Here is a 15,748-nt window from a genome sequence, read left to right as displayed (position 1 = left end):
GCGTGGTCGGCGCGATGACGACGGAGGATGACGCAGTGCTGAAGGTGGCCGGATTCTCCCCGTTCTTCACCGACGCCGCCACGCCGGTGGACTACTCGGCGGAGAACCTGTTCGTGTTGTCGGGCGTGCGCGAGGTGCTGCTGGTGGAGGAGGGCGCGGTCGACCTGTTCGCGGTGCGCCTGGACGGCGGCCGCCCGGTCGGCCGCTGGCACTACCTGTGCCGGGTGCGGCAGGGCACGCTGCTGCCCGGCTCGCCCAGAGGGCCGAAGCACGGCATCGTGGGCCGTCCGGTGCTCGGCACGCGGGTGTCGAGCATCCCGCTGGCCAGGCTGGGCGAGCTGTCGGGCACCAGCCGCTCGGCCACCATGTCGACCGCCGAGTACGGGCTGGCCGTGCGGCAGTTCGTCCGCGGGCTGGAGGCCGGGATGATCGCGCTGGCCACCGCCCTGCGGGACGCGCTGCCGCCGCGCGAGTTCGTCCCGCTGCTGCCCGACGCGGTCACCGGGCTGGCCGCCGGGCGCGCGGCCCGGTCGGTGGACGGCGTACGGTGGATCACGGTCGAGGAGGGCGCGGTCGAGATGCCCGACGGCGTGGCGGGCGTGCTGACCGCGGGCGCCGAGCTGGCCGTGACCGAGCGGGACTGGCTGGTCGCCGACGCCCCCGCCCGCGTGCGTGCCCGTTCCACCTGGCAGCTCCTGGCCGACGAGACGATCTGGGCCCGCTGGGTCGAGCACGCCATCCGGTTCCTCTACACGGTGGACCGCCGGGTCGAGCGGCGGCGCGCGCAGGAGCTGGAGGCGCTGCGGCGGCGCAAGGAACGCGAGTCCGGCGCCACGCGGGCGGCCCGCCGCGGCTTCGACACGCTGGTCCGCGACACCGAGGCCAAGGTGCGCCTGGCCGACGTCACCGCCGACCCGCCGGCGCTGGCCGCGGCCAGGCTGGTGGCCTCGCACGGCGGGTTCACCGTCACCGCGCCGCCGCCGGGCCAGGCGCGGGGCGCCGACCCGCTGCAGGCCGTCGCGCTGGCGTCGGGGGTGCGTACGCGCTCGGTCCGGCTGGACGACGGCTGGTGGAAACACGACATCGGGCCCATGGTGGGCTACCGGGCCGACGACGGGACGCCGGTGGCGCTGCTGCCGATCGGCTCGCGGTACGTGGTCGCCCAGCCCGGCCACAGCCGCGTCACGCCGGTCACCAAGGCGGTGGCCGCCACGCTGAGCGGCAAGGCCGAGGTGTTGTACCAGCCGCTGCCGCGCGAGGTGCGGACCGTGGCCGGGCTGCTGCGCTTCGGGCTGGCCCGCAACGGCCGCGACCTGTGGGTGCTGGCCTCCCTGGGCACGCTGGTGGCGGTCATCGGGCTGCTCGTGCCCGCGATGACGGGACTGGTGCTGGGGACGTTCGTGCAGCGGGCCGAGCACCACCTCATCGTGCAGGGCGCGGCGCTGGTGATCGGCGGCGCGCTGGTGGCGGGGGCGCTGTCGATCGTGCAGAACGTCGCCGCCCTGCGCATCGAGGGCCGTTCGTCGGCCCGCGTGCAGGCCGGGGCGTGGACGCGGCTGCTGTCGTTGCCCGTCACGTTCTTCGGCCGCTATTCCACCGGCGAGCTGGGCACGACCGTGCTGGGCGTGAGCGCGGCCCAGGAGACGTTGTCGGGCGTGATGACCACCGCGACGCTGGGGCTGTTCGGCGGGCTGGCCAACCTGGCGCTGGTGTACGTCTACGACGTCGGCCTGGCGCTGCTGGCGACCCTGCTGGTGCTGGCCGGCGTGCTGGTGTGCGCGGTCGCCGGCTTCTTCGAGGTCCGCCTGCAACGCCGCCTGTACGAGCAGGAGCAGCGGCTGTCCTCGCGGGTGTTCCAGCTCCTGTCGGCGGTGCCCAAGCTGCGCGTGGCCGCCGCGGAGGATCAGGCGTTCGGCGTGTGGACGCGGGACTTCATGGCGACCAGGACGACCTCGGCCTCGGCCCGGCGGCTGCAGAACGTGGTCACCACCTTCAACGCCGGGTTCCCGCTGGTCTGCTCGGTGGTGATCTTCGCCGTGGCGGCCGGGCCGCTGCGCGGGCAGCTCCCGATCAGCGCGTTCCTGGCCTTCTTCGCCGCGTTCAACCTGCTCATCGCCTCGGTGTTGCAGTTCACCGGCGCGGCGATCACGGCCATGGGCGTCGTGCCGATGCTGGAGAAGCTGGCCCCGGTGCTGGAGGCCGAGCCGGAGGACCACGCGGGCAAGGCCGACCCCGGCGACCTGTCGGGCCGCGTCAGCCTGTCCCGGGTCTCCTTCCGGTACGGCGAGGACGGCCCCGCGGTGCTCACCGACATCGACCTGTCGATCGAGCCCGGCGAGTTCGTCGCGATCGTGGGCCCGACCGGCAGCGGGAAGTCCACGGTCCTGCGCCTGCTGCTCGGCTTCGAGCAGCCCGACGTCGGCTCGGTCCTGTACGACGGCCAGGACCTGGGCGAGCTGGACCTCGGCGCGGTGCGCCGGCAGTGCGGCGTGGTGCTGCAGAACGGCGCGCTGCTGGCCGGCGACATCAGGCAGAACATCGTCGGCAGCACGAACCACACGATCGACGACGCCTGGGACGCCGCCGCGATGGCCGGCATCGCCGACGACATCACGGCCATGCCGATGGGCATGCACACCGTCCTGTCGGAGGGCACGAACACGCTCTCCGGCGGCCAGCGCCAGCGCATCATGATCGCCAGGGCGCTGGTCTCGCGCCCCCGCATCGTCTTCTTCGACGAGGCGACCAGTGCCCTGGACAACCCCGCCCAGAACGTCATCGCCGAGAGCACCCGCCGGCTCAACGCCACCCGTGTGGTCATCGCCCACCGGCTGTCCACCGTCCGGGACGCCGACAAGATCCTGGTGCTCGACGGCGGCCGCATCGTCCAGCAGGGGACGTACGACGAGCTGCTGACCGAAGAGCAGGGGCTGTTCGCGCGGCTGGCGCGGCGGCAGATGTGAGCGCACGGGAGGAGCCGTCATGGAGTTCGCGCTGCTGATCCACGGGCCGGAACGGGCCTGGGCGGAGCTGTCGGAGCAGGACCGCGCCGCATTGTTCTCCGCCTACCTCGACTTCGGGCGGGAGCTGCGGGAGGCCGGGGTCACGGTGGTGTTCGGCGCCCAGCCGGGCCGCCCGGACGCGGCGAAGGGCGATCCGCGCGAGGACGGCCGTCCCGAGCTGGGCGGCATGTGGATCCTGGACCTGCCGTCGGAGGAGGCGGCGCTGGAGTGGGCCGGGCGCCTGCCGGCCGGGCCGGGCGACCGGGTCGAGTTACGGCGCTGCGACCGTGGAAGGATGTCACGATAGTGCCAACCGGGGCTCTGCCCGCGCCCCACCACGCCTTTGGGGCAGAACCCACAGGGAGGTAGACGACTCATGGACTTCGTGCTGCTGATCCACGGCGACGAGATGCTCTGGGACGCCTTCAGCGAGAGCGAGCGGGAGCGGATGGCCGAGGCCCATCGCCAGTTCGGCCGGGCGATGGCGATGGCGGGGGTCAAGGTCAAGTACGGCGCCGGGCTGACCAGGTCGCGGGAGGGCAAGCTGGTCAGGCCCGACGGGCCCGCCGTCGCGGGGCCGTACGCGGTCGGGCGCGAGCAGATCGGCGGCATCTGGGTCATCGAGGTCCAGTCCGCCGAGGAGGCCGAGTCGTGGGCGCGCAAGATGCCGTACGCGCCCGGCGACATCGTCGAGGTGCGGCCCTGCGACCCGGCCTCCTGAGGCCGTCTCCCGTGGGCTCCCTCAGTAACGGGCTCTGCGGCTGAGCAGCACGCCGACGGCCAGGAACAGCAGCCCGGCGGCGCCGTAGATCATGGCCAGCGAGGTCGCGGGGGGCTTCTCGCTGGCGTTCACGACGGCCAGGCCGAGGCCGACGATCGCGCTGATGTAGCTGAAGATCGCGATGAAGATCTTCCAGAACGGACTCATGACGTGCTTCCTTCCGGTGAGTGCTGAGCCGGGCCGTACGGTGCGGTCCCGGCGACGACGAAGCCGAGCAGCATGACCCAGGCGTCCGGGTCGGCCAGGAAACGCCGCCAGCGGTCGGCCGCCAGGGCGAGGCCCGACATCGGCAGCGCGCCCGAGGCGACGAGCGGTGCCAGGCGTTCGGGCCCCAGGTGCGGGGCGAAGGCCGCGGTGGGGTGGGTGGCGTTGGTGGTGGCGAACGGGCGCAGCACCACGTCGTCGAACCCGCCGCCGCGCAGCAGCCGGGTGAGCTTCCTGCCGATCTGGCGGTCTCCCCCGGCGCCGCGCTGGGCCTGGGCCATGGTCGCGTGGACGGAGGCGAGCTCGGGGTACATCGGATCGGCCAGGCCCCAGAGCATGCTGTCGACCTCGACGACCACGATCCGGCCTCCGGGACGCAGCACGCGCAGCGCCTCGGCCAGGACGGGCGCCGGGTCGCGCACGTGCTGAAGTACGTACCGCAGCAGTACGCCGCCCACGCTGCCGGTACGCAACGGCAGCCGGGCGCCGTCGGCGGTGACCAGCGGGGCGCCGCAGCCGCCCGCGTTGCGCAGCAGCCCGGCGTCCACGTCGAGGGCGATGACCGGCAGCCGCGGCTCGGCGGCGCGCTGCCTGCGGGTGACCGCGCCGGAGCCGGCGCCCAGCTCCAGCAGCGGGCTCTCGCGGGTCAGCCCGAGGTCGCGCATGATGCGCAGCTCCTCCTCGAAGGAGAGCGCCGCCTGGGCCTCCAGCCGGGCCAGCTCGCCGGCCACGCCGCCCCACGTGGTGTTCGCGACGTCGTAGGAGCCGGCCGCGGGGGCGCTCGTCGGGGCGCTCACCGGGGCCTCGGGATCATCATCAGGCCGTGCCTGGGCCGCAGCGTGACCAGCGCCTCGGGCTCGACGGGGAAGCCCTCCACCAGCTCCATACGCAGCCCGCGCAGGATGACGGCGAGCACGAGCGTGGCCTCCACCAGCGCGAAGTGCCGCCCGACGCAGATGCGCGGCCCGCCGCCGAAGGGCAGGTACTGGTGACTGAGCAGCCGCGCGGCCCGGTCCGGGTCGAACCGTTCGGGCCGGTACGCATCCGGCTCCGCCCAATACCTCCGATCCCGGTGCAACACCCACGGGCTGACGCACACCAGCGACCCGGCCGGTACGTCGTACCCGTCCAGCACGTCGTCGGCCGTCCCGCGCCGCGAGATCAGCCAGACCGGCGGGTAGAGCCGCATGGCCTCCTGGACGGCCTGCCGGCACCGGCGCAACCTCGGCAGGTCGGCGGCGGTCGGCGACCGGCCCTCCAGCACCTCGTCGATCTCGGCGTGCACGGCCCGCGCCGCCTCCGGGTTCCGGTCGAGCAGGTAGAGCGTCCAGGTCAGCGACTTGGCGGTGGTCTCGTGCCCGGCCATGATGATCGTCAGCACCTGGTCGCGCAGGTCGGCGTCGGACATCGTGTGCCCCTCGGCCAGCATCGCGCCGAGCAGGTCGTCGCCCGCGCCACCGGCCCGGCGGGCGGCGATGATGACCCTGGTGACCCGGTCCAGGAAGGTCCGCGCCCGGTGGAAGCCGGCGTGGCGCGCGGCCGTGTCCGCCGGGTCGGGGTCGTCGCTGGGTACGTAGTGGCCGATGAAGCGGTTGACCGCGTCCACGGCGCGGCCGAAGCCCTCGCCCGCGACGCCGATGTCGGTGCCCAGCATGGCCTTCACGATCACGGTCAGGGTGAGCGAGGTCAGGTCGTGGTCGACGCGTACGGGCCGGCCGCCGTCCCAGTGCGTCACCAGGTGCTCGGCCGTCTCCACGATGACCCGGTCGAACCGGTCCACCTCGGCCGGTCTGAACGCCGGCGCGCACATCCGCCGCTGGGCCGCCCATTCGGCGCCGTTGCTGGTCAGCAGGCCGTTGCCGAGCAGCGGGCGGAGCATGTCGTCGTCCGGTGTGCGGTCCTTGGTGTAGGCGGCGCCGTTCTCCTTCAGCACGTGCCTGGCCAGGTCGGGGCGGTGCAGCATGTAGACCGGCTCGCCGTCCGCGTCGTGGCGGGTGACGTCGCCGTGGGCGGCCATCGCGGTGACGAACTCCAGCGGAGCGTCGCGCATGGCCCTCAGGCTCTGGGTTCCGGCCGGTCCCGGTGGCACCCGGGGGGATACGTACGTCCCGGACATGGGTTCTCCCGATGGCTTACGCGAACGAATATTCCGATACGCATTTCCGGCCACCGAATACGTATATCGCTTCGTATTGTTCCGGTCGGCGTATTTGCAGAGTACCTTTTAAGCAGAGGGCTCTCAATACTTAATCCGGAGCCCCGGAAATTAAGTCTAGGCACTCCGAATTCGGCTGTGTAAGACTCCGTTCCGAGACGGCGCACCGCGCCGAAGGGGAAAAGCTCCAGGAGGACGCAATGGCCCTGAACCCCAGAGAGCGGACCGAATTCGTCAACGCCTACACGCGAGTCCTGATCACCGCGTGGTCGAGCGAGGAATTCTCGGCGAAGCTCGACAGCAACCCGCGCGAGGCGCTGGCCGAGGCCGGCCTGGAGGTTCCCGCGGGCGCCCAGATCGCCCTCGTGCGCAACGTCCCCGACGGCCACCACGACACCAACCTCGACGTGCAGGTCTCGCTGTGGGAGCGCGGCCTGGAGACGGGCACGTTCGAGTTCCACATCCCCGAGACGCCGCAGATCGACATGGCGGAGCTGAGCGAGGGCGACCTCGACTCGATCGCGGCCGGCGACGTCAACTGCTGCTGCTGCCCCTGCTGCTGCTGCACCTGACGCCGGGAGCCACGCACGCCCAAGAGGAGGTAGAGGAGATCATGTCCGACGACCAGGCGAACCCCATCCACGTACGGGGGCTGCGCAAGCAGTACGGTCCCAGTCTCATCCTTCAGGGTGTGGACCTGGATGTTCGTCCCGGAGAGGTGTTCGCCTTACTCGGCCCCAACGGCGCGGGCAAGACGACCACGGTCGAGATCCTCGAAGGCGTGCGCAGGCGTTCGGGCGGCGACGTGCGAGTCCTCGGCCGTGACCCGGCCGAGGACGCCCCGCAGTGGCGGGCGCGGCTCGGCATCGTGCCGCAGACGACGGGCGCCTACGCGGACCTGACCGTCCGCGAGGTCGTCGAGCACTTCGCCGCCTTCTACCCCGCGCCGCTGCCCGCGGCGCAGGTCATCGACATGGTGGGCCTCGGCGCGAAGGAGCGCAAGCAGGCCCAGACGCTCTCGGGCGGCCAGTTGCGCCGCCTGGACGTGGCCGTCGGCGTCGTCGGCGACCCCGACCTGATCTTTCTGGACGAACCGACCACCGGGCTGGACCCGGAGGCCCGGATGGAGGCGTGGGACCTGGTCCGCTTCTTCGCCGACCAGGGCAAGACGACCGTGCTGACCACCCACTACCTGGACGAGGTGGAGGCCCTGGCGCAGCGGGCGGCGGTGATCGTGGCCGGCCGCATCGTCGAGACCGGGCCCGTGAGCGAGCTGGGCGGCCGGCGTGACACGCCCGCCGCGGTGAGCTTCACCCTGACCGCCGAACTGAGCGCGGCCGAGCTGCCGGACCTGCCGCCGGGCACCGCGCTCGACCCCTCGGGCGTTCCCGGGGTGCCCGGCGGCACGCTGAGGCTGCTGAGCCACACGCCGACGCGGGTCCTGGCCGCACTGCTGCCGTGGGCGGCGGACGCGGGCGCGGGCGAGCTGCCCGACCTGCGCGTCCACCGGCCCACGCTGGAGGACGTCTATCTCAAGCTGATCCGCGAGAACCAGGGGGCCCAGTCATGACCAGCTCGAACGCGATCGTGGCCGGTCAGGGCCGTCCCGTACGCGCCTCCGGCGGCGGCTCGGGACTGTGGCGGGCCTCGGCGGCCCGCTCGTCGGTGGAGCTGAAGTCCTTCTTCCGCAACCGGCAGTCGCTCTTCTTCACGCTGCTGCTGCCGATCGTGTTGCTGCTGGTGCTCGGCTCGATCTTCTCCGGCACGGTCCCCGGCACACACACCGACTTCAAGCAGATGTTCGTGGCCGGGATCATCGCCTGCGGCATCATGAGCGTCAGCTTCAACGGCCTGGCGATCAACATCGCGATCGAGCGGGACAACGGCATGATCCGCCGCCTGGCCTCCTCGCCGATGCCGAAGACGGCGTACTTCGTCGGCAAGATCGTCCGGGTGGTGGTGACCGGGATCCTGGAGGCGGCGATCCTGCTGGCCGTCGGCGTCGCGCTGTTCCGCCTGCCGCTGCCGCCGGACGCCGGCCACTGGCTCACGTTCGCGTGGGTGCTGCTGCTCGGGGCGACGTCCTGCTCGCTGCTGGCGGTGGCCTTCAGCGCGATCATCCCGAACGCCCGCTCGGCCGCGGCGATCGTCACGCTGCCGTTCCTGGTGCTGCAGTTCATCTCCGGGGTGTTCTTCCCCTACAGCGAGCTACCGGCCTGGATGCAGAGTTTGGCGGCGTTCTTCCCGCTGAAGTGGATGACGCAGGGCCTGCGCTCGGTGTTCCTGCCGGCCGACTTCGCGGTGGTGGAGCCCGCGGGCACGTGGGAGCTGGGCCGTACCGCCGCGGTGCTGGGCGCCTGGTGCCTGGCGGCGCTGGTGCTGAGCCTGCTGACCTTCCGCTGGCGCGGCGCCAACGTCCGCTAGCCGGGGAGGGGCTCAGATGGCGAGGGTGAAACCGGTCAGCCGCCTGGGCACCAGGCCCGGGGCCCACGTGGGCTGCTCGCCCGCCGGGCGCAGCCCGGGATACCGGTCGAGCAGGTCGGCCAGCAGCAGCCCGCCGGCCTGCCTGACCAGCGGCGCGCCCAGGCACAGGTGGGTGCCCGCGCCGAAGGCCAGGTGGGGGTTGGGCGAGCGGGTGACCAGCAGCTCGTCGGACCCGTCGAACACGGCGGGGTCGCGGTTGGCCGCCCCGACCAGGGCCAGCACCCTCGCGCCCGCCGGGATCACGCCGCCGTCCAGGGTGACCGCCTCGGTGGTCACCCTGGCCGTGAACGGGATCGGCGACTCCAGCCGCAACAGCTCGTCCACGGCCGATACGGCCACCTCCTGGCCGCCGTGCCTGATCAGGTCGGCGGCCTCCTTGCGCGGCAGCAGCCAGTGGAGCGCGTTGCCCACCATCTCGGCCAGCTGCTTCCATCCGCCGACGACCGTGAGCGCGGCGATGCCGAGCGTCTCGGCCCTGGTCAGCCGGTCGTCGGCGGCCAGCCGCCCGAAGGGCGAACCGCCCGGTTCGTTCGCGGTGGCGGCGGCGGCGTCGGCGCGCTCGCCGAGGAAGCGGGTGAGCTCGCCCATGGCGGCCCGCCCGGCCGCGGCGGCCTGCGCCCCGGCCAGCGGGTCGAGGTTGACCGAGACGCGGTCGGCCAGTGCGGCGAAGGCGGGCACGTCGGCGGGCGGCAACCCGAACAGCCTGGCCAGCACGCCGGTGGCCAGCGGCTCGCCGAGATCGGCCGTCGCCTCGATCATGCCCCCGCCCGCGGACCCGCTCGCGTTCGCGGCGTCGCCCGTGGGCCCGTTCGCGGCGCGGGTGGCCAGGCCGTCGAGCACCGCGTCGATCTCGGCCTCGATGCCGGCGGCGATGCCGCGGATCGCGGCCGGGCCCATCAGCAGGGCGCCGGGCGAGCGCAGGCGCTGGTGCTCGGGGGGGTCGGTGGTCAGCATCGAGGGCGGCAGCTCGTCGTCCCTGACCCGCTCGCGTTGCCCGAGGGCGGCCGAGAAGCGCGGGTCGCGCAGGGCGAGCGCGCAGTCGGCGTGCGCGGTCAGCAACCACATGCGCGAGGTGACGTCGAAGTGCACGGGGTCGTTCTCGCGCAGCCAGCGGTACGCCGGATACGGGTCGAGCCGCCCGCGAGGAGAGAACGGGTGTGCTAAGTGGCCGGGCAGCGTGCGGGGTGCCGTCATCGCGTCTCCTCATGATCAGGCCGAGGACAAACTACTACAGAGGATGTGCCGGTGGCAGAGCTTGATGTCGTCGTGATCGGCGCCGGGGTGAGCGGGCTGGCGGCGGCCGCGCGCCTGGCCGGGGCCGGGCTGGCGGTCACGGTGCTGGAGGCCAGGGAGCGGGTGGGCGGCCGGATCCGTACCCATCGGCTCTCCTTGCTGGAGCTGGGCGCGCAGGTGATCCACGGCGACCGCAACCCCGTCGCGGCGCTGCCCGGCCTGGGCGCGCTCGTGCCGGTGCCCCGGCGCGCGGCCCGGGTGTTGCTGGCGGACGGGCCGCGCCCGCTGAGCGCGCTGCGGCCCACACCACCGCTGCTGGAGGAACGGCTGACGTCGGGCGCGGCCGCGCCGCTGCTGCGCCGCCTGGCCGGGGCGAACCCCTGGGACGTGCCGGTCGCGGCGTGGCTCAAGGAGGAGACCGTACGCTGCCCGGAGGTGCTGGAGCCGACGGCGGAGTGGTTCCGGCAGAACTGGGCGGGCGAGCCCGAGGCGCTGAGCGCGGCGGCGCTGGCCGCGCTGCGGCGGGCCGACCGCGCGGGGAGGGGCGAGTTCGCGCTGCCCGGCGGCTTCGACCGGCTGCCCGCGCGGCTGGCCGAGGGCCTGCGGGTACGCCTCGGCGACGAGGTCGTCCGCCTGTCCTGGTCGCCCGGCCGGGTACGGGCGCACACCGCGTCGGGGCACGCCGAGAGCGCCGCCGCCGCCGTGGTCACCGTGCCGCCGCCGGTGGTCGCCGAGGGCCGGCTCGTGATCGACGACCTGCCGGTACGCAAGCAGGCGGCGGCGTACGAGCTGCGGCCCGGCGACGCCTGGTGCGGGCTGGTCGATTACCCCGAGCCGGCTCCGGAGTCCGTCGTGGTCTTCGACGCCGGAGGCCGGCTGGGGTTCGTCAGCACGACGGCCGGGCGGCCGGAGGTGCTGGTGATGGCCAAGTCCCGCGCCGCCGCCGCGGCCCGCGCCGCCTGGGCCGAGCCGGGCGCCCTGGCCGCGCTGCTGGCCCGGGCCCTGCCGTGGACGCGGGGGCTGAGCCCGGAGCGCGTGGTGGTGGCCGACTGGGGCGCCGACCCGTGGGCGGGCGGGGCGTACACGTACCCGGGAGTGGGGGCGCTGTGGGCGTCCCCGGCCTGGGCCGAGCCGCTGGGCGGGACGGTCTTCTTCGCCGGGGAGGCCACCGTGGGCCTGTCCGGCCCGCCCATGGCGCACATGGCGATGGCCAGCGGGGAGCGCGCGGCCACAGAGGTGATTGGGGCGCTGGAGAGATGACGGCCGGCAACGGGGAGCTCCACGGCGGGTGGTTCCTGCTCGCCCTCGACGACGAGATCGGCCAGGGCGTCACGCCGCTGCTGCTGGGCGGCGCGCGGCTGATGGCCGTACGCGACGGCGAACGCGTCCGGGTGTTCGAGGCCACCTGCCCGCACCGCGGGGCCCACCTCGGGTACGGCGGCAAGCTGGACGGCGACCGCGTGATCTGCCCCTTCCACGGCAAACGCATCTCGCTGGGCGAGAGCGGGCGGCGCTGGTCGGTGGGCGAGCTGCGGACGCTGCGGGCCGGCGCCGCGCTGTTCGCCCGGCTGTCCGGCGATCCCGGCGACGACCGGGGCTTCGAGCAGGCGATCAAGCAGGCGGCGCAGGACCTGGTGATCGTGGCGGCGGTTCGGCGGCCGGTGACGGTCCCGGCCGAGTACGTCGTCGAGAACGCCTTCGACGCCCAGCACTTCAGCACCGTCCACCTGGTGCCCTCGGTGCGCGGCATGCGGGTCAGCATGGGCGAGCACGACGAACTGGTCATCGAGGGCGAGTTCCGTACCAAGGCGCCGCCGTGGGAGAAGGAGCGGCGGCTGGACTTCGCCTCCCGTTTCGTGGCCCGCGCCTACAGCCCGCACCTCGTGGTCACCGAGCTGGGCGCCGGGGAGGCGCCGTACACGATCGTCACGGGCGCGGTGCCGGACGGGACGGGCTGCGTCGGGCGGGTCGCCATCGGCGTACGGCCGGACCGGACCGACTCGCTGCCCGCGCTCGTCCACGGCGCGCGCTACGCCTTCGACCAGGACTGCGTGGTCTGGGACCACCTGGACACCCGCGCCCCGCAGCGGCTGGACGCCGGCGACACGCCGGTGATCGCCTTCCGCCGCTTCTGCGAGGGTTTCGCCGCCGTCCCCTCCGCCCCGGGAGCCTGCTCATGAGCCTGTACGTACGCTCGACCGGCGAGGGCCGGTCGGTGTTGTGGATCCACGGCTACACCATGGACGCCTCGGTGTGGGAACCGCTGTGGGGCATGTTGCCGGGCTGGCGGCACGTCGGCGTGGACCTGCCGGGCCACGGGCGTTCCGGGCCGCTGCGGCCGCGGGCGTCGCTGCCCGCGCTGGCGGCCGAGCTGGCCGAGCTGGCCAGGGCCGAGTCGGCGACGCTGGTGGTGGCCGAGTCGATCGGCTCGATGATCGCCCTGCAACTGGCCATCGACCACGCCGGGGACGTACGCGGCCTGATCGTCGGCTCGCCGACCGTCGCGGGCGCGCCCGCCGAGCCGGGGACCGCCGAGCGCTACCGGGCCCTGGCCGGGCTGGCCAGGATGGGCGCGGAGGGCGAGCAGCTCGCCGACCTGTGGATGTCCTCGCCGCCGGACATCTTCCTGGGCACCGAGGACCATCCCGAGCTGCGGGCCCGGCTGCGCGCGATCGTGGCCGGGCACTCGTGGCGGGAGCTGCGCGACGGCGCGATGCACGGGCTGAGCAGGCACGTCCACACGGTCGGGGACCTGCGCGGCATCCGGGCCCGCACGCTGGTCGTCGTGGGCGAGCGCGACATGCCGACGTTCCGTGCGAGCGCCGGGCTGTTGCGGACGTCGGTCCCGCGGTGCCGTACGGTCACCGTCCCCGGCGCCGGGCACCTGTGCATGATCGAGCGGCCCGCGGCCGTGGCGCCGGTCATCGCCGAGCACCTGCGGTTGTCGGCCCTGGAAGCGGAGGAGGAGGCCGGTCGTGCCGATTCACGAGCAGTATGAGCCGGGTGAGCCGTGCTGGGTGGACTACGGGGCGCTCGACCCGGCCGGGGCGCGGGCGTTCTACGGGGAGCTGTTCGGCTGGACCTTCCGCGAGGAGGCCGGCTACTCCTTCGTCGAGCTGGGCGGCCAGGTCGTGGGCGGTTTCGGCCGGGTGCCGGCGGGCCTGCCCGCCTCGTGGAACACCTACCTGGCGGCCCAGGACGTGGACGCGGTGGCCGTACGGATCAAGGAGCTGGGCGGCGGCGTCGTCTTCGGCCCGATGGCGGCCGGCGAGGACGGGCGGGTGCTGTTCGCGGCCGACTCGTCGGGGGCGGCCGTCGGCTTCTGGGAGGGGCACCGCCCGGCCGGGATCGTGCTGGCCGGCGAGCCGGGGACGTGGTGCGCGCACGAGTTGTGGTCCGCCGATGCCGCGTTCTACCGCGACCTGTTCGGCGACCGGTTCGGCGAGCCGCCGGGTGGCGGGCTCGCGGTGCGGGACCGGACGGGCGCGCGTCCGCAGTGGGTGACGTTCTTCGCGGTCGCCGACCGCGCCGCGTCGGCCGCGACGGCGGTCCGGCTGGGCGCCACGATCGCCCCCGGGTATCCCCGGGCGACGATCGTGCGCGACCCGTGGGGCGCCCTATTCGCGCTGGCGTGACCGGCCGGACAGGACGAAGAACAGGGCCACGAGGCCGGCGCCGGCGATGACGACCACCGAGCCGACCGTCTTGCCGATCAGGAAGGCCACGACCACCGCGGCGGCGTAGACCAGGGGAACGACCAGCCGGAGGTTCACTCCCATGCGCGCTCCTTGACAAAGACGGGAAACAGAACTCAACACGCATCATCGACCAGGCCGGGCCGGCGGTCCAGAATAACGCCGCAATATACGTATCGGCCTACGTATTGGGCCTGCGTGTCCGGGCCCGCGACTGCGTATTACGTAACGATTATCGGAAGGGCTCGCGATGACCAAGGTATTAGTGATCGGCGGCGGCCCGGCGGGTTCGATCGCCGCGACACTGCTGGCCCGCAACGGAATGGACGTCCGCCTTCTGGAACGCGAACGTTTCCCGCGTTACCACATCGGCGAATCCGTCTCGCCGTCCTGCCGGACCATCATCGATTACGCCGGGGCGCACGAGAAGATCGAGGAACGCGGCTACCCGGTCAAGGAGGGCCTGCTGCTGCGCTGGGGGGCCGAACGCGACTGGACGGTGAACTGGGCGGCCACGTTCGGCCCGGAAGTGCGTTCCTGGCAGGTGGACCGCGACGACTTCGACCAGGTGCTGCTGGACCACGCCGCCTCCCAGGGCGTCGAGGTGATCCAGCGGGCCCGGGTCAGGCGCGTGCTGTTCGAGGACGGCCGGGCCTGCGCCGCCGAGTGGGACGGCGGCCTGGAGCGCTTCGACTACGTGGTCGACGCCTCCGGGCGGGCCGGAGTACTGTCGGCGCAGCACTTCCGTGATCGGCAACCGCACGACGTCTTCAGGAACGTCGCGATCTGGGGCTACTACCAGGGCGGCGACCTCCTTCCCGACACACCGGGCGGCGGCATCAACGTCATCTCCTCGCCGGAAGGGTGGTACTGGGTGATCCCGCTGCGCGGCGAGGTGTTCAGCGTCGGCTTCGTCACCCACCAGACGCGCTTCCTCGAGCGGCGGCCCCACTACGGCTCGCCGGAGGAGATGTTCCACGCGGTGGTGGCCGAGTCGCCGACCGTGGCGGGGCTGGTCGGCAGGTTCACCGGCCCGGTGCGGATCGAGCAGGACTTCTCCTACGTCGCCGGCTCCTTCTGTGGCCCCGGCTACCGCATCGCCGGGGACGCCGCCTGCTTCCTCGACCCGCTGCTGTCGACCGGCGTGCACCTGGCCATGTACAGCGCCCTGCTGGCCGCCGCCTCGATCACCGCCGCCGAGCGCGGCGAGGTGAGCGAGCTGGAGGCCCAGGGTTTCTACGAGTCCCTCTACCGCAACGCCTACCAGCGGCTGCTGACCATGGTCTCCTCGGTCTACCGGCAATACCGCGGCCGGGCCAGCTACTTCTGGCTGGCCCAGCACCTGGTCAGGGGCGAGCGTTCCGGCCACGCGTTCGCGGCGATCACGGCGGGGCTGTCCGACCTGACCGACGCGACCACCGCCGGCGGCACCGCGCCGATGAGCGAGCTGGTGACCGCCGCCCACGACGCGGGGCTGCGCGCGCTGCGCAACGTCACTCCCGCCGGCAACACCATGGCCCCCATGCGCATGGACGCCAACGACCTGTACGACGCCGCCACCGGCCTCTACCTGACCGCTCACCCCCGGCTCGGCATCAGCCGCACACTGACGAGGACGCCTCTATGAAGTCATTGGTCCGCCTGCTCCTGCCGCTGGCCTTACTCGCGGCCCTGCTCTCCCCCGGCCCGGCGACGGCCGCCCGGACCTCCTCGGCCCGGGCCGGGGCGTTCGACGGGCAGGCCGAGGCCATGCGGCGGCTCTCGTTCATGATCGGCACCTGGGCGGGGCCGGGCTGGACCGTCACGCCCTCGGGGACGCGGCAGGAGTTCCTGCAGACCGAACGGGTGCGCCGGCAGGCGGGCGACCTGGTGATCTCGGTCGAGGGGCAGGGCCGTGACAAGGCCGACCCGCGGACGATCGTGGACAGCGCCCTCGCGGTGATCAACTACAACGAGTCGACCGGCCAGTACCGCTGGGAGGCGTTCTCCCGCGGGTACGTCACCACGGTCGTGCCGGTGGTCGGCGACGGCACCTTCCAGTGGAGCCTGCAGACGCCCGCCTACACCAGCCGCTACACCCTGACGTTCACCCCCACGACCTGGCACGAGATCGGCGAGACCACCGTCGACGGCGGCCAGACCTGGCACCAGAACTTCCAGATGGACCTGCGCCGCCTCGCCTGATGCCCGCAGG

The 15,748-nt window shown here is 73.2% G+C and carries 17 protein-coding genes; 12 read left to right on the top strand and 5 right to left on the bottom strand.

The genetic code is table 11. The features are described 5' to 3' along the window. Positions 1-14 precede the first annotated feature (14 nt). The 3 genes from DMB42_RS16280 to DMB42_RS16270 all read left to right on the top strand — a co-directional run bounded on the left by DMB42_RS16280 (position 15) and on the right by DMB42_RS16270 (position 3,723). Complete coding sequence (locus DMB42_RS16280) at positions 15-2,963, top strand: NHLP bacteriocin export ABC transporter permease/ATPase subunit (protein WP_125635353.1); 2,949 nt, start codon at positions 15-17, stop codon at positions 2,961-2,963. A gap of 19 nt (positions 2,964-2,982) precedes the next feature. Continuing rightward, on the top strand, positions 2,983-3,309 hold the full coding sequence (locus tag DMB42_RS16275; protein ID WP_125635351.1) for a YciI family protein: 327 nt from the start codon (positions 2,983-2,985) through the stop codon (positions 3,307-3,309). A gap of 69 nt (positions 3,310-3,378) precedes the next feature. Further along, entirely contained in the window at positions 3,379-3,723 is a 345-nt protein-coding gene (locus DMB42_RS16270) for a YciI family protein (protein WP_125635349.1), read from the top strand. A 21-nt stretch (positions 3,724-3,744) separates the two neighbouring features. On the opposite strand, the gene DMB42_RS16265 is transcribed toward DMB42_RS16270, so the two are convergent. From DMB42_RS16265 to DMB42_RS16255, 3 genes are read right to left on the bottom strand one after another with little or no spacing between them, the layout of a single operon-like run. Next, positions 3,745-3,930 carry a hypothetical protein gene (locus DMB42_RS16265; protein WP_125635347.1) on the bottom strand — a complete coding sequence of 62 codons (186 nt, stop codon included), beginning with the start codon at positions 3,928-3,930 and terminating at the stop codon, positions 3,745-3,747. Continuing rightward, on the bottom strand, positions 3,927-4,784 hold the full coding sequence (locus DMB42_RS16260; RefSeq protein WP_125635345.1) for a class I SAM-dependent methyltransferase: 858 nt from the start codon (positions 4,782-4,784) through the stop codon (positions 3,927-3,929). The genes DMB42_RS16265 and DMB42_RS16260 overlap by 4 nt, the downstream gene beginning before the upstream one ends. Further along, positions 4,781-6,037 carry a cytochrome P450 gene (locus DMB42_RS16255; protein ID WP_185844685.1) on the bottom strand — a complete coding sequence of 419 codons (1,257 nt, stop codon included), beginning with the start codon at positions 6,035-6,037 and terminating at the stop codon, positions 4,781-4,783. The genes DMB42_RS16260 and DMB42_RS16255 overlap by 4 nt, the downstream gene beginning before the upstream one ends. Before the next feature lie 305 nt (positions 6,038-6,342). Here DMB42_RS16255 and DMB42_RS16250 point away from each other — a divergent pair, with 305 nt between their 5' ends. Genes DMB42_RS16250 through DMB42_RS16240 form a run of 3 tightly spaced genes read left to right on the top strand, consistent with a single transcriptional unit; the run spans position 6,343 to position 8,566 of the window. Beyond that, complete coding sequence (locus DMB42_RS16250; RefSeq protein ID WP_221762182.1) at positions 6,343-6,714, top strand: hypothetical protein; 372 nt, start codon at positions 6,343-6,345, stop codon at positions 6,712-6,714. A 41-nt stretch (positions 6,715-6,755) separates the two neighbouring features. Next, entirely contained in the window at positions 6,756-7,712 is a 957-nt protein-coding gene (locus DMB42_RS16245) for an ABC transporter ATP-binding protein (RefSeq protein ID WP_125635341.1), read from the top strand. Next, positions 7,709-8,566 (top strand): ABC transporter permease, encoded by an 858-nt coding sequence (locus DMB42_RS16240; protein WP_125635339.1) that lies wholly within the window; start codon positions 7,709-7,711, stop codon positions 8,564-8,566. The genes DMB42_RS16245 and DMB42_RS16240 overlap by 4 nt, the downstream gene beginning before the upstream one ends. Before the next feature lie 12 nt (positions 8,567-8,578). Here the strand turns inward: DMB42_RS16240 and DMB42_RS16235 are convergent, their stop codons facing one another. Then, the gene (locus tag DMB42_RS16235) at positions 8,579-9,820 is read right to left on the bottom strand and encodes a cytochrome P450 (RefSeq protein ID WP_125635337.1); all 1,242 of its coding nucleotides are present in this window, start codon (positions 9,818-9,820) and stop codon (positions 8,579-8,581) included. Positions 9,821-9,871: 51 nt separating this feature from the next. On the opposite strand from DMB42_RS16235, the gene DMB42_RS16230 reads away from it, so the two are divergent. The 4 genes from DMB42_RS16230 to DMB42_RS16215 are packed head-to-tail and all read left to right on the top strand — an operon-like array spanning position 9,872 to position 13,494. Further along, positions 9,872-11,119 carry an FAD-dependent oxidoreductase gene (locus DMB42_RS16230; RefSeq protein ID WP_185844684.1) on the top strand — a complete coding sequence of 416 codons (1,248 nt, stop codon included), beginning with the start codon at positions 9,872-9,874 and terminating at the stop codon, positions 11,117-11,119. Continuing rightward, on the top strand, positions 11,116-12,039 hold the full coding sequence (locus DMB42_RS16225; RefSeq protein WP_125635333.1) for a Rieske 2Fe-2S domain-containing protein: 924 nt from the start codon (positions 11,116-11,118) through the stop codon (positions 12,037-12,039). Before DMB42_RS16230 ends, DMB42_RS16225 begins: the two co-directional genes overlap by 4 nt. Beyond that, positions 12,036-12,857 (top strand): alpha/beta fold hydrolase, encoded by an 822-nt coding sequence (locus DMB42_RS16220; protein ID WP_125635331.1) that lies wholly within the window; start codon positions 12,036-12,038, stop codon positions 12,855-12,857. The genes DMB42_RS16225 and DMB42_RS16220 overlap by 4 nt, the downstream gene beginning before the upstream one ends. Then, the gene (locus DMB42_RS16215; RefSeq protein ID WP_125635329.1) at positions 12,835-13,494 is read left to right on the top strand and encodes a VOC family protein; all 660 of its coding nucleotides are present in this window, start codon (positions 12,835-12,837) and stop codon (positions 13,492-13,494) included. Before DMB42_RS16220 ends, DMB42_RS16215 begins: the two co-directional genes overlap by 23 nt. Here the strand turns inward: DMB42_RS16215 and DMB42_RS53220 are convergent. Continuing rightward, positions 13,477-13,638 carry a hypothetical protein gene (locus DMB42_RS53220; protein ID WP_185844683.1) on the bottom strand — a complete coding sequence of 54 codons (162 nt, stop codon included), beginning with the start codon at positions 13,636-13,638 and terminating at the stop codon, positions 13,477-13,479. The two genes, DMB42_RS16215 and DMB42_RS53220, sit on opposite strands and share 18 nt — an antisense overlap. A 166-nt stretch (positions 13,639-13,804) precedes the next feature. On the opposite strand from DMB42_RS53220, the gene DMB42_RS16210 reads away from it, so the two are divergent. Both DMB42_RS16210 and DMB42_RS16205 read left to right on the top strand, forming a co-directional pair. Continuing rightward, positions 13,805-15,181, top strand: coding sequence for an NAD(P)/FAD-dependent oxidoreductase (locus DMB42_RS16210; protein ID WP_125635327.1), 1,377 nt, complete (start codon positions 13,805-13,807; stop codon positions 15,179-15,181). Next, on the top strand, positions 15,178-15,738 hold the full coding sequence (locus tag DMB42_RS16205; protein ID WP_125635325.1) for a hypothetical protein: 561 nt from the start codon (positions 15,178-15,180) through the stop codon (positions 15,736-15,738). The genes DMB42_RS16210 and DMB42_RS16205 overlap by 4 nt, the downstream gene beginning before the upstream one ends. Positions 15,739-15,748 lie beyond the last annotated feature (10 nt).

It is taken from the genome of Nonomuraea sp. WAC 01424 (genome assembly GCF_003947315.1).
Taxonomy (GTDB): Bacteria; Actinomycetota; Actinomycetes; order Streptosporangiales; family Streptosporangiaceae; genus Nonomuraea; species Nonomuraea spiralis.
This window is presented reverse-complemented; position numbering and strand designations above follow the sequence as displayed.